The 12575-nt window shown below is 60.2% G+C and carries 11 protein-coding genes; 6 read left to right on the forward strand and 5 right to left on the reverse strand.

The features are described from left to right. Positions 1-43: 43 nt before the first annotated feature. A complete protein-coding gene (locus ABTV87_RS25690) occupies positions 44-1360 on the forward strand; it encodes a bifunctional DedA family/phosphatase PAP2 family protein (RefSeq protein WP_433898565.1) in 1317 nt (438 codons plus the stop codon). Here ABTV87_RS25690 and ABTV87_RS25695 read toward each other — a convergent pair. Continuing rightward, a complete protein-coding gene (locus tag ABTV87_RS25695) occupies positions 1357-1935 on the reverse strand; it encodes a hypothetical protein (protein ID WP_433898566.1) in 579 nt (192 codons plus the stop codon). The two genes, ABTV87_RS25690 and ABTV87_RS25695, sit on opposite strands and share 4 nt — an antisense overlap. A gap of 48 nt (positions 1936-1983) precedes the next feature. Further along, complete coding sequence (locus tag ABTV87_RS25700; RefSeq protein ID WP_433898567.1) at positions 1984-2175, reverse strand: hypothetical protein; 192 nt, start codon at positions 2173-2175, stop codon at positions 1984-1986. Between the two features lie 178 nt (positions 2176-2353). Between ABTV87_RS25700 and ABTV87_RS25705 the strand changes: the two genes are divergently transcribed. After that, positions 2354-5809, forward strand: a complete 3456-nt coding sequence (locus ABTV87_RS25705) for a calcium-binding protein (protein WP_433898568.1) — start codon at positions 2354-2356, stop codon at positions 5807-5809. Between the two features lie 205 nt (positions 5810-6014). Continuing rightward, entirely contained in the window at positions 6015-7493 is a 1479-nt protein-coding gene (locus ABTV87_RS25710; RefSeq protein WP_433898569.1) for a hypothetical protein, read from the forward strand. 12 nt (positions 7494-7505) lie between these two features. On the opposite strand, the gene ABTV87_RS25715 is transcribed toward ABTV87_RS25710, so the two are convergent. Genes ABTV87_RS25715 through ABTV87_RS25725 form a run of 3 tightly spaced genes read right to left on the reverse strand, consistent with a single transcriptional unit; the run spans position 7506 to position 9185 of the window. After that, the gene (locus tag ABTV87_RS25715) at positions 7506-8096 is read right to left on the reverse strand and encodes an LON peptidase substrate-binding domain-containing protein (protein ID WP_085608768.1); all 591 of its coding nucleotides are present in this window, start codon (positions 8094-8096) and stop codon (positions 7506-7508) included. A 10-nt stretch (positions 8097-8106) separates the two neighbouring features. Beyond that, entirely contained in the window at positions 8107-8823 is a 717-nt protein-coding gene (locus tag ABTV87_RS25720; RefSeq protein WP_007958637.1) for an LrgB family protein, read from the reverse strand. Then, positions 8823-9185 carry a CidA/LrgA family protein gene (locus ABTV87_RS25725; RefSeq protein WP_007958636.1) on the reverse strand — a complete coding sequence of 121 codons (363 nt, stop codon included), beginning with the start codon at positions 9183-9185 and terminating at the stop codon, positions 8823-8825. The genes ABTV87_RS25720 and ABTV87_RS25725 overlap by 1 nt, the downstream gene beginning before the upstream one ends. Positions 9186-9378: 193 nt before the next feature. Between ABTV87_RS25725 and ABTV87_RS25730 the strand changes: the two genes are divergently transcribed. The 3 genes from ABTV87_RS25730 to ABTV87_RS25740 all read left to right on the forward strand — a co-directional run bounded on the left by ABTV87_RS25730 (position 9379) and on the right by ABTV87_RS25740 (position 12341). Further along, on the forward strand, positions 9379-9834 hold the full coding sequence (locus tag ABTV87_RS25730; RefSeq protein ID WP_007909575.1) for a MaoC family dehydratase: 456 nt from the start codon (positions 9379-9381) through the stop codon (positions 9832-9834). A 110-nt stretch (positions 9835-9944) separates the two neighbouring features. Beyond that, positions 9945-11672 (forward strand): C13 family peptidase, encoded by a 1728-nt coding sequence (locus ABTV87_RS25735; protein ID WP_433898570.1) that lies wholly within the window; start codon positions 9945-9947, stop codon positions 11670-11672. A 27-nt stretch (positions 11673-11699) separates the two neighbouring features. Then, a complete protein-coding gene (locus tag ABTV87_RS25740) occupies positions 11700-12341 on the forward strand; it encodes an oxidoreductase (protein WP_007958634.1) in 642 nt (213 codons plus the stop codon). The last annotated feature ends 234 nt before the right edge of the window (positions 12342-12575 follow it).

The following is a 12575-nucleotide window of genomic DNA, read 5'->3' on the forward strand; positions in this document are numbered from 1 at the left end:
TCGGCTCGCCGATCAGGGACATCAATGAAATGGAGTGGTTTGTATGGGCCCATGGCTCGATAGCGTGACCGGGTGGCTGGCCACCAATCCGCAGTGGCTGGCCGCTGCAGTGTTTGTCGTGGCCTGCGTGGAATGCCTGGCGATAGCCGGCTTGATTGTGCCCGGCACGGTGCTGCTGTTTGCCGTGGCGGTGCTGGCCGGCAGCGGTGCATTGTCATTGAGCGAAACCCTGTTGCTGGGTTTCCTCGGCGGGATTCTCGGCGACGTGATTTCGTATTTCCTCGGTCGCCACTTCCACCAGAATATCCGGCGCCTGCCGGGGTTGCGCCATCACCCGGAATGGATGGCCGGCGCGGAAACCTACTTCCAGCGTTATGGCATCGCCAGCCTGCTGGTCGGACGTTTCATCGGCCCGTTGCGGCCGATGCTGCCGATGGTCGCCGGGATGTGCGACATGCCCTTCCCGCGCTTCGCGGCCGTGAGTCTGCTGGCAGCGGCCGGCTGGAGCCTCGCGTACCTGCTGCCGGGCTGGGCCACCGGGGCGGCGATTCGCCTGCCGTTGCCGGAGGGTTTCTGGCTGCAGGCCGGGATCGTTGCCGGCAGCATTGCGGTGATGGTCGGCCTGAGCGCCAACAGCAGCCTGCGCCGCCATCGCCGGGCGACCATCTGGATCAGCAGCATGAGCCTGTTGATCCTGATCGGCCTGTTCATCGGCTACCCGTACCTGACCGCCCTCGATCAGGGCGTCATGACCCTGGTGCAGGAACACCGTCGCCCGGCGCTGGATGAGGTGGCGGTGGTCTTCACCCTGATCGGTGAATTTCGCAACATGCTGCTGTTCAGCGCCCTGCTGACTGCGCTGCTGTTGCTGTGCCGTCAGTGGCGCCACGCGATCTTCGTGGGCGGCACGCTGCTCGTCACGGCCCTGGCCAACACCGGCACCAAAATGTTTTTCGCCCGGGTGCGCCCGGAAGTGCTGACCGATCCGCTCACCAGTTACAGCATGCCCAGCGGTCATGCGTCGGGATCGTTCGCGCTGTTCCTGACCTTGGCCGTACTCGCCGGACGCGGGCAACCGCCGAGGCTGCGACTGACCTGGTTGCTGATCGGCTGCATTCCGGCACTGGCGATTGCCTTGTCGCGAGTGTATCTGGGCGCACACTGGCCGACGGATGTGCTGGCCGGCGCCATGCTCGCCGCGTGCGTGTGCGCCGCCGGGCTCTGGCTCAGCCAGCGGCAATCACCGCTCGGCGCCATGCCGCAGAGAGTCTGGTGGCTGGTGTTGCCAGCGCTGATCGCCCTGTTCGGTTTCTTCGTGCTGCGACACTTGCCGCATACCCTGCTGCGCTACTCGTACTAGGCGACGGCAGACAGCAGCGAAGGATTGGTCCTCAAGACGAACGATACCGACGAAGGGTTGTAGGCATTGTGCCCGGTGTCGTTCGGATTCTTGTCCAGGAAGTAGGTGAGCCCTTCCTTTGTCTCATGCTGAAACAGGCGCATCTTCTTCTCTACGCTGAAAAGCGCCACAGAAACCGGATTGGACGGCAGGTCACCAAACGACTTGAGCTTTCCGGCATACGTTTCCAGCTCAAAGTAACTGCCGCCACTTTTCGCGGCCAGAAGATGCCTTGTACTTTGATCAAGTCGCAGCTGCCAATTAAAGCAACGACCGGCCGTTTTGACATTAAGGGCATATCGCCCCTGATAATCCGGAACAAACTCCAATAACAGCGGCTCGGCATCATCATGATCCGCAAGCGTCACGATTGGCGAACTGATTTCATCATTCAGGGAAATCTCCGCATTCAACCTCTGCCCCATTGTTATCCGCGGCTGCTTCAAACGTTGCTCCATGACTTGATAATTGAGCACCAGCGGAAGTCCATCCGCGAACAGTTGCCCCGTGAAGGTAATATTATTGGCATCAGACATGTGCAGATTCTCTTCTTGTTAAGAACGGACTGAACAACAGACAGGATTTCATTTATCGGCAGCCTGGGCCGGCTCGTTCTTCACACGTTTGCGCTTGCGGCGCTCAAGCACCATGGAATCCGCGTAGTAACCGGCAGCCTTCAGGACAATCTCGGCATTCAGATCAACGCCCGCATGTTTGAAAATATACTTTCCGGCAATATCATCCCAGAACGCCCACTCATCTTCATAAATTGTCATAACGCTCTCCTTGTTCATGAAGCCCGCTTCCTGCGAGTCGGATTCAACGCTAAATCAAAAACACCCGACAGACCACTTCAAAGGCAATACAAAAAACAACAATACAATCGGCAAAACAATAACAACTGAACACAACCACCCGCCATGCCAAAGTCTCTCGACACTTCACAAGCGAGCATTGATTTTGGCCAAACCCTTTAACATCAATCCTGAAACTATTCTTACAGCCCCCATAACAATTTCCGACATTAACATTCCATCAAATTCAACGACGGCCGAAACCGATACAACGCCCGGCAAAGTTCCCGACCTGAATCACCTGGACAAACTGTTCGGGCCCATGCGATTTGGCGAACTGACCGTGAGCCGCCAGACACTTCAGGCGCTGGGTGCCCGGGTCAACGGCGAGGCCATTACAGCGGCCAACACGTACTTCCCCGAGCCCGATCAGGCCTTTATCGATGGGCTGCAATTCGATCCCGCCCAGGTTGAGCAGCGGATCAAGTCAGTCGATGGTCAGGAGCACCAACATGTACCGGAATTACTCTACGAAATCGTCACTCTGCGCTCCCCCGAAGCAGCACCGCTTCTGCGCGAAATATCCGCCAGTGATGCTGAGCATCCCCTGCAGAAAATCGGCAAACTGCTGACCGCCACTCAACAGCTGGATATCCACAGAAGCCCGCTGCCCGAACACCTGCCGGGCTGGGTAGACAAGGCTAAAAGTCGCGGCATGACCAGTATGGGCGCCGGGCTGCAGGCCTACGGTTTGTACAGCGCCTACATGGGCGCCATCGACGGCCTCAAGAAAGGTCAGATGGGCGAATTGCTGATCAATGCGGGGGGTGCTCTCGCCGAGATCACTTCACTGGGCCTCGAATACGCGCTGAACAAGACCGGCGAACAGATGATCCGTCAGGGATCCATGGCCCTCGAACAATTCGGCAAGACCACCATGGGCAAATGGCTGAGCCGGGGCGCGGGTCTGATCGCCAGCGTGCTGACGCTGCCCTTCGACATCTACACCGCCATCAAATCCTTCAACGATGCCGCCAAGGCCCAAGGCAAGGAAGCTCAGGATCTGTACGTCACCGGCGGCTTGAGCGTGTTCAGCGGCGCATTGTCCATTGCCCTTGGCTGCGCAGCCCTGATGGGTTTTCAGGCGGCGGGCCCGGTGGGGATTGCAGCGGCGGCGATCATGATTGTCGGTGCCCGAATCTACGGTGCCGCGCGCATGGTCGACGACATCGACGATTACATCGAGCTGACCGTGCACGAACGCTGGCGTGCCGGCTGGTTCGCGTTCACCGGACAAAGCCAGGACAAGGCCATGATGGATCGCTATCTGGTTGCCAAAACCACCAGCGACTACGCCAAAGCCTTGAAAACCCGCAGCCTTGGCTGGCTCGACAATGAATTCAAGGAAAGTGTCGACGTGATCGTCAATGGCCGTTTCGAGGTTACGTTGCAGCCGACTCGCCTCTATCGTTTCCAATGGGATGAAAGCAAAGGCGAAACGCCCTATACCAGCGAAAACCGCCCTGTCATCAGCGACACGGATGACACCTACGACGCCAGGAAGGGATTACCCGACTCGGACGCTGTCATCGCCAATGCGAAAAGCGACCCGGCGAAAGGGGTCTTCTGGAACCTGGGCGGCGGCCACGACACGGTTCAAGGCGTCGAGGACAAGCCGAATTTCTTCAGTTATGCCAGCGGCCGCAAAACCCTGGACGGTGGCAACAAGGATGACTCCTTTCTGTTTCAGTCGGCATCAGAAGCGCTGTCTGACGACCCGACCACCGTCAGTGAGCTGTCCGGCGGTGACGGCACCGATCTGCTCTGGCTGCAAGGCAAGCACAAAAACCAAGACCCTGCCGCCAACCCGCCGCGCCATATCGGTTTTGATGTCGACCTTAAAAGCGGCAGGCTGGCAGTGCGCCCTGTGGACCCGTCGCGTGAGCCGGTGCTGCATTCAACCTTCAGGTCCATCGAAAAGGTCGAGACACTGGCCGGCGCGCTCAACCGCGTGACCGGTTCCGATCACGCCGACACCATTGCCGCCAATGGTGATGACCGCGTCGAAGCCGGGGCCGGGGATGACCGCATTTCCGTGCGCGGCCTTCATGGCACGGTCGACGGCGGCAGCGGTAGCGATACCTATGAAATTACCCCTGACTGTCTCAAGGTTTCCCTCCACGAAGATGGCCAGGAGCCGAGCAAGGTCTATCTGGGCGTGACACTCGAAGCCGTCCAGCGCTGGTACGTGCGCAATGACGCGCTGGTCATTGAATCACTGCGCGACGACGACATCCGGTCGCCAATGCGGGAACTGGTGCTGGAGGCGGTGTACCGGACGGTCGATGGCAAACGCACCCTGCGCAACGACAAATGGACCTTCATTACACAGGACGGCTACCACTTGCAGCCGGCGTGGCCTGCCGATACCCCGGACCTGGCCGACCTGACCGTGAAAGTTACCGTTCTGACCGTCGGCACGACGAAAACCTCGCCGGTGCCGGTCAACGATCATCCCTTCAGGATCTCGAACAAACCGCACTCGTATTACTTCATCTCGCGCCAGATCCGTCACGCAATCCTGACGGCAACACCACACGAAAATCCGACCCGAAGCACTCTGTACGTCGACCGCGACAGCACGGAGATCGATGAAGTCCGGGCGATTTATACCGTTACAAAAACACGGCCAAATGCATTCACGCAGCTCAGCTACACGGACATTCACCACACCCTCACGTTCCACGAGGGTGGTGGCCTGCTCTCGTTGCACGGTGCTGCAAGAGAAAATCCGGGCAAGAAACGCGACATGGGAGCCGGAATTCTGGCCTCCGGCTGGCAGATGATTCATCCGATGACGCTGGTCATGCGAGACGGGATTTCCTATCACCTCGACTTTCCACGTCCCACGTATCTAAACGACGCAAGGAACCCGGGTTATACGGTTGTGCAAAGCCGCACCGCGCTGCGCGAGCGAGCCGGTCGGTATATGTTCGTCCGACCCTCTGTGGAGAAACGCACGTTGAAGGCAACCCCGCAGCGGGTCGACTTTCAGGCAGCCGAGCACAACGCGACCTATTGGCTGGAGGGACGATCGTCCAGCTATGAACTGTTTCCCGCCAGCGCAACGTCCATCCGGCTGTCCACCGCAGACGCAGATGCCCAGATCTCGGGTTCTTCCACCTGGCTCATTCACACACAACATCTGGAGGAACAGGTCAGCCACCGCGATCTCGCCATCAAGGACAACCTGCTCAGAATCGGCAGCATCCGGATTCAACTGCCGGACAGCAACGATCCGCTGCTGCCACTGGAAACCATTGAAGTCGTGGTCTCCTCGGGAAACCGTTATCGGATCAATGCACTGTTCGAGGTGATCGGTCTGTGCGCCATCGATGCCCGAGCCTACCCATCGGTTCAGGCCATCGCCCAGGACATTCATGAGCATCAACGGCGTGAAGAGCTTGAGTCCGACGAAGTGTCGGTTCACCACATTCGCCTGAGCGAAACCGCTGCCGGCAAGATCTCATACAGCGTTGCCACCCACGTCTGGAGCAGCGAAACCACTGCGTCCCGCTCGATATCTGCCGAGCACCTGATCATCGTCAAGGAATGACACCATGCGACCAAAAACACCCTCGCCGCCAGGTTTTTCCAAAGGTAATACGGCCGCTGACTCGCTCGCTGAACTCACACGATTGCGACCGCAAGCTCCAGACCCGCAGCTACCGCATTCGTTGCCAGACCAGACGGCCGCGCATCAGCGAAACCCGGGACACACCCCGCCTCTCGCGGACACACCCGGATTGCCGAAAATCGAAGTGTCTGACCTGCCGGTCGCTTCTCGTGAAACGTCGACCGGACTGGACAGTTACCGTTTGAACCCCGGATTGCTGCGCAACATGCAACCGCCCAACAAGGACGGCCTGCGCTACATCGTCGGACGCGCATTCGTCGATGTGAAAGACAGCGGCACGGTCTATGTGGAGTTCGATGCGAACCTGGGCACCTATCGGGTAATGGATCTGTACAAAAAGTTGTCTCCCGGGCCGGCGCTCTACAGAAATACCGGTGAATCGACCTGGAGCCCGGCCTCAAACAACCCCGTGAAACGCCCCTACCCACAGGCCGGTGACACCGATACACACGTACCAGCCAAACATCCGCTGACTTCGCCACTGTCGGCACATGAAGCCACTACCCGATTGCTGAACGACTCACTGCTCAAGATGTATCCGCTGATGACGTTCGGCCAGCGCGTCGAATTTTTGCGCGCCTATAACCTGTCGCCACGCCAACACATCCGGTTGCACAGTGATCTGACCGCCAATCCCCGGGTGATGCCGGAGTGGGCCGAGCAGCATCACTTACGCTCCCGGGACGAGAACGATCCGACCCGCTTCGATCAACTGCAGGAGGAAATCGAACCACTGCTCCTACCCGTGAGGAACGGAACACTGCGCAGCGATCTGGTCGACTTCGACAAAAGCGTCACCCGCGAATTTCTCGATGCTTTTCTGACCCGACTCGGTTACCTGCGCAACAGCAGCGACTGCCTGTACCGCACGGATATTCCGGGCCTGTTCAGGGCCGATGAACGCACGCCTTTCGAGCTCTACAACGACGGACGCATGCTGCCGCGCTTGAAACACCCGCGCGGCGCAACGACCGAAAAACCGATCAGTGCCACGGTCAGCCACAAGCTGGTCAAGAGGTATGGCGCCAGGGGCACCAAGGCTCCCGATCCGGAGTACCTGCGTTACAACAGTCAGAGAAACAAATATCCCGGCAAGAAACCGGGTGAATCGGACAACGAGTCGGGGAACTCCGACAACGACTGGTCCGATGCATCGGACGTGGAACTGGACACCGAACGCAATTACGAGACGATCCGCCACGATCAGCAGTTCATCTTCTCTTACGTCATCGATACGCGAAGGATGGAGGTGGTCCTCAACGAGGAGAACCACTTGCTCAATCTGGCGGCACTGGAAAAGAACGCCTGGTTTCCCGAGGACGAACTCGAAGCCCTGATTTCAACGTCCAGGCGAGGCATCGAATCAGAGCGTCTGTGGCTGCTCGACTCGACGTTCACCCGCGCCGCGAAGGTCGACGACGTTGCCGCCCTCGCTCAAAGCAGCTACATCGGCAATGACATCGAAGCGCGGACCCACAGTGGCGTTTCCAATCAACATGAATACGACGCTTTGATCGATGCGGTGGCCAAGGCCGGCAAGCCGATCCTTTCATTGCCGAGCGGCAAGGACTGGTTCGCCAACGACATCGTCTGGCCGGAATAACCGGGCTGAGTCTTAAGCGAACAACTCGCCCTGCAACTCATCGAGCAGCGCCTGGATCGCATCCAGTCGCTGCTGCGGGTCGTCGAGTTGCAACAGGTCGATCTTGTCTTCCTCGGCGAACGGCAGCAGATACGCCAGCTGATTGGCCAGCGATTGCTGCCCCGCTGCTTCGATGCCCATGTTCAGCGCCTCGACCATCGGGTGTTCGGCCAGGGCCTTGAGCAACGCCACCAGATCGGCGTCCTCATCCTGCAACGGTTGCTCGGGTTCTTCGTCCAGCCACTCGACCTCGGCCATGATCAGTTGATCGCGTTGCACGTCGGTGCGCTGCACGATGAACCGGCGCCCGCCCTGCACCCGGATACCCAGCAGTCCGTTGTCCTGCTGCTGGAAATCGGTGATCCGCGCTTCGCACCCGACCATGGCGAAACCTTCCGGCGCGACGCCGACTTCGCTGCCCTCCAGGATGCACACCACGCCGAACCCGCCGCCCTGTTTCATGCAGCGGCCGATCATGTCCAGGTAGCGCGCCTCGAAGATCTGCAAATCCAGATTGCAGCCGGGAAACAGCACCGTGTTCAGCGGAAAAAGCGGCAGACTCATAGACATTTCCTTACACCACCATCGACACCGCCAACGGCAGGAACACCGCCGTGGCCACGCCCATCAGACTCATCGCCAGCGCCGCGAAGGCGCCGCACTCATCGCTTTCCTGCAACGCCACCGACGTGCCGACTGCATGCGCCGTCATGCCCAGCGCCATGCCGCGCGCCTCCGGGCTGTGCACGCCGAGTCGGGTCAGCAGCGCCGGACCGAAGATCGCGCCGATCACCCCGGTGATCAACACAAACACCGCCGCCAATGCTGCGACACCGCCGATCTGCTCGGCCACCAGCATGGCGATCGGCGAGGTCACCGATTTGGGCGCCATGGTCATCAGGATCATGTGATCGGCACCGAACCACCAGCCCAGCGCCACGCCCATACCCGTGGCGACCACGCCGCCTATCACCAGCGTAGTAAAAATCGGCCAGAACAATTGACGGATGCGCCGCAGATTCAGATACAGCGGCACCGCCAGCGCAACGGTCGCCGGGCCCAGCAGAATGCTGAGGATCTCGGTGCTCTTGCGGTACTCGGCGTAGGTCAGGCCGCAGCCGACCAGCACGCCGATCACCAACAGCATCGAGACCAGCACCGGTTGCAGAAAGATCCAGCGGGTTTTCTCGAACGCCGCCAGCACTAGTTGATAAGCCCCGAGGGTGATGCCGATGCCGAACAGCGGATGGTGAATCACCGACGCCCAGGCACCTTGCCAGTCGAACAGCATCAGGACTCCTCCGAATGCGGCGCGTGACGCTTGACCAGCCGTTGCATCAGCACGCCGGCGAAGGCCATCGATAGAATCAGCGAGACCACCAGCGCACCGACGATGGCCCAGAAATCCGCGGCTATCGCCGTGGCGTAGACCATCACGCCCACCGCCGGCGGCACCAGCAGCAATGGCAGATAACGCAGCAGACTGCCGGCGGCGAGGTTCAACGGCTCGCCGACTTCACCGCGCACGATCAGAAATACCAGCAACAGCAAAAGGCCGATGATCGGCCCCGGCAGTACCGGCAACAGCAAATGATTGAGGGCCGTGCCGAGCAATTGAAACAGCACCAGCATGGTCAGGCCGCGTAGCAACATCCGTCATCTCCGTCCGACTTCCCGACAAGCACGGGCCGGGCATTATAAGCACGCCTGCGCTATGGATCGGCATTCGCCAAAAGCATGGTCGGTTGACCTGAGCAAATCGCCATGATGATCTACAGTGGTTCGCAGGGCGGTCAAATCCCCCACCTGAAAAACTATAAAACCGATGAACCCAAGGAGAGTCTCAATGCCCTATGTTCCAGTTGCAGAGCTCAAAGATTATGTCGGCAAGGAACTCGGACGTTCCGAATGGCTCACCATCGATCAGGAGCGCATCAACCTGTTCGCCGAAGCCACCGGGGATTACCAGTTCATCCATGTCGACCCGGTCAAAGCCGCGCAAACGCCATTTGGCAGCACCATCGCACACGGTTTCCTGTCGTTGTCGCTGATCCCCAAACTGATGGAAGACATCCTGATCCTGCCGCAAGGCGTGAAGATGGTGGTCAACTACGGCCTGGACAGCGTGCGTTTCATCCAGCCGGTCAAGGTCAATTCCAAGGTCCGGCTCAAGGTCGACCTCGGTGAAGTGACCGAGAAAAAACCTGGCCAGTGGCTGCTCAAGGCCACCGCCACCCTGGAGATCGAAGGCTCGGACAAACCGGCCTACATCGCCGAACCGCTGTCGCTCTGCTTCGTTTAAGCGCCTGGATGCGAAGCGGCTCACGCTGTTTCGCATCCGCTCCTCCCTGCCGGCTGTATAAGGTCACATAGCTGCGGCATACTCGGTCGCCTAATTGCCCGGATCCCGCTATGCGCTCATTCGCTCCTCTTGCTCCCCTTGCCTTGACCCTGTTGCTGGCCGCGTGTGGCGACGGCGAATCGCTGTTGCCGCCGGATGCGCGCCTGCCCGACGGCGGCCGCTATCGCGGTGAACTGGTCGATGGCTTGCTGCAAGGCCAGGGGCGGGTCGACTACCCCAACGGCAGCTGGTACGCCGGGGCGTTCGACAAGGGGCAATGGCATGGCCAGGGCGAATGGCACGGCAGCAATGGCGAGGTCTATCGCGGCAACTTCCAGCAAGGGCTGTTCGACGGCCAGGGCACGTTGACCACCACGGCCGGCAGCTACTCCGGCGGCTTCAAGCTGGGCCGGCGCGACGGCGAAGGCACCCTCAAAGAAAACGCGATGACCTATCGCGGCGAATTCAAGGCCGACCAGTATTCCGGGCTCGGTCGCCTCGAGCTGGACGACGGCAGCTCCTACCAGGGCCAGTTCGCCCACGGCAAACCCAACGGCGAAGGCCAGCGCGGCGATGCCAGCGGCAATCAGTTCACCGGCCACTTCGTCAACGGCCAGCTCGAAGGCAACGGCACCTTCAACAGTGCCGACGGCGACATCTACGTCGGCGGCTTCAAGAACAATCAACTGCACGGCAAGGGTCGCTACGAAAACGCCGATGGCGATGTCTGGCTCGGGCAGTTCAAGGAAGGCGCGCTGACCGGCAAGGGCGAACTGATCGGCGCCGACGGCAGCCACTACATCGGCTATTTCAATGACTGGCGCTTCAGCGGTCAGGGACGCCTGAACCTGTCCGATGGCAGTTTCTACGTCGGCGGGTTCGACAGCGACAGCTACGCGGGCCGAGGCACGCTGGTGCTGACTGACGGCACGGTACTCAGCGGCACCTGGATCAACGGCCAGCGGGTACGCGATGCCGACGGCAAGTTGCTGCCGGACACCCTAGAACTCGGCCTGCTGGCCCAGGGTCGCCTGCTCGATGAAGTGCTGGCCAATGTGCCGGTCTCGACCCCGGCAGTGGAGCTGTACACCCTGACCCTCGGCGGCGATGGCAAACAGAGCGTGTTCCTGCGTGAATCCGATTACGTGGCCAACATGCTCACCAGCCGTTTCGGCGCGTTTGGCCAGATCCGCCTGGTCAACCATCGCGACCACCTCGGCGACCGGCCGATGGCCACCCGCGAAAACCTGCGCCGCGCAGCGCAGACCCTGGCCGAACGCAGTGGCCCGGAAGATCTGGTGTTCATCTACCTGACCAGCCACGGCACTGCCGAACACGAGCTGGTGCTCGACCAGCCGCGCATGGAACTGGCCGACCTGCCCGCCGACGAACTCGCCGCCGTGCTCGCGCCACTGAAGAACCGCGACAAGATCATCGTCATCTCCTCGTGCTATTCCGGTGGCTTCATTCCGGCGTTGAAGGATGAACGCACGCTGATCATGACTGCCTCGCGCGCCGACCGCGTGTCGTTCGGCTGCTCCGAGGAGGCCAACTTCACCTACTTCGGCGACGCCCTGTTTGCCCAGGCGCTGAACCAGACCGACGACCTGGAACAAGCCTTCAAGCTGGCCAAGGCCACCGTCGCCGAACGGGAATTGGCGGACAGCTTCGAAGCCTCTGAACCGCAGATCTGGGCGCCGAAAACCGTACTGGCACATTGGCAACTGCTGCGTAAACAGCAAGCGAGAAAAGCATTGCAAAGTGCTGCGTTGAACGACGGAGCGATAAAGAGCAACTAAGCTGAACAGTATCAAGGGAGAGACACTATGTACTTGACGCCTCAGCATGTCTTGCTTGCCGGAGCCACCGGATTGACCGGTGAACATCTGCTCGACCGCCTGCTCAACGAGCCGACGATCAGCCGCGTCCTTGCCCCCTCACGCCGGCCGCTGGCCGAACACCCGCATCTGGAAAACCCGGTCGGTGATCCGCAGACCTTCCTGCCGCAACTGGCCGGTCGGGTCGACATCGCCTATTGCTGCCTCGGCACCACGATCAAACAGGCCGGCTCCGAAGAGGCGTTTCGCGCCGTGGATCTGGACATGGTGGTGGCGTTCGCCAAGCGCGCCCGGGAGATGGGCGCACGGCACCTGATCGTGATCAGCGCCCTGGGGGCCGATCGCCGGTCCTCGGTGTTCTACAACCGGGTCAAAGGCGAGATGGAATACGCATTGCGCGCGCAGGACTGGCCGCAACTGACCATTTGCCGGCCATCGCTGTTGCTCGGCGAACGCAGCGAGCCCCGCCTGGGCGAACAGCTCGCCGCGCCATTCTCTAAATTGATTCCCGGCAAATACCGTGGCATCGAAGCCTGCCAACTGGCCCGTGCCATGTGGCGCCTGGCGCTGGAGGAGCAGGATGGCGTGCGGATTGTCGAGTCGGACGAACTGAGAAAACTCGGCAAGTAAGCTCACTCGCCACAGCGGTTCAACGCGGGTCCCGGGTAACCATTTCCAATGAAGCCCGAGGATCTTGCGTGAACTGGCCGACATTCGAAATGAAGTGAATCGAATCAACCCGCGTGTAGTAACTATCTACTACGTGCCCCTTCCCTTTCATGGATAACGTGCCCTCCAGCACACCTGCGTCTACGGCCATTCCGCCACGGGATGACACCACAGCACGTCAGGCAATCAATGAAA

The organism is Pseudomonas sp. PSE1(2024) (assembly GCF_050990555.1).
Lineage (GTDB): Bacteria > Pseudomonadota > Gammaproteobacteria > Pseudomonadales > Pseudomonadaceae > Aquipseudomonas > Aquipseudomonas aphyarum.

Coding starts and splice junctions, on each gene's coding strand:
- ABTV87_RS25690 (WP_433898565.1), top strand. CDS start 44: ATGGGCCCATGGCTCGATAGCGTGACCGGGTGGCTGGCCACCAATCCG.
- ABTV87_RS25695 (WP_433898566.1), bottom strand. CDS start 1,935: ATGTCTGATGCCAATAATATTACCTTCACGGGGCAACTGTTCGCGGAT.
- ABTV87_RS25700 (WP_433898567.1), bottom strand. CDS start 2,175: ATGACAATTTATGAAGATGAGTGGGCGTTCTGGGATGATATTGCCGGA.
- ABTV87_RS25715 (WP_085608768.1), bottom strand. CDS start 8,096: ATGAGTCTGCCGCTTTTTCCGCTGAACACGGTGCTGTTTCCCGGCTGC.
- ABTV87_RS25720 (WP_007958637.1), bottom strand. CDS start 8,823: ATGCTGTTCGACTGGCAAGGTGCCTGGGCGTCGGTGATTCACCATCCG.
- ABTV87_RS25725 (WP_007958636.1), bottom strand. CDS start 9,185: ATGTTGCTACGCGGCCTGACCATGCTGGTGCTGTTTCAATTGCTCGGC.
- ABTV87_RS25730 (WP_007909575.1), top strand. CDS start 9,379: ATGCCCTATGTTCCAGTTGCAGAGCTCAAAGATTATGTCGGCAAGGAA.
- ABTV87_RS25735 (WP_433898570.1), top strand. CDS start 9,945: ATGCGCTCATTCGCTCCTCTTGCTCCCCTTGCCTTGACCCTGTTGCTG.
- ABTV87_RS25740 (WP_007958634.1), top strand. CDS start 11,700: ATGTACTTGACGCCTCAGCATGTCTTGCTTGCCGGAGCCACCGGATTG.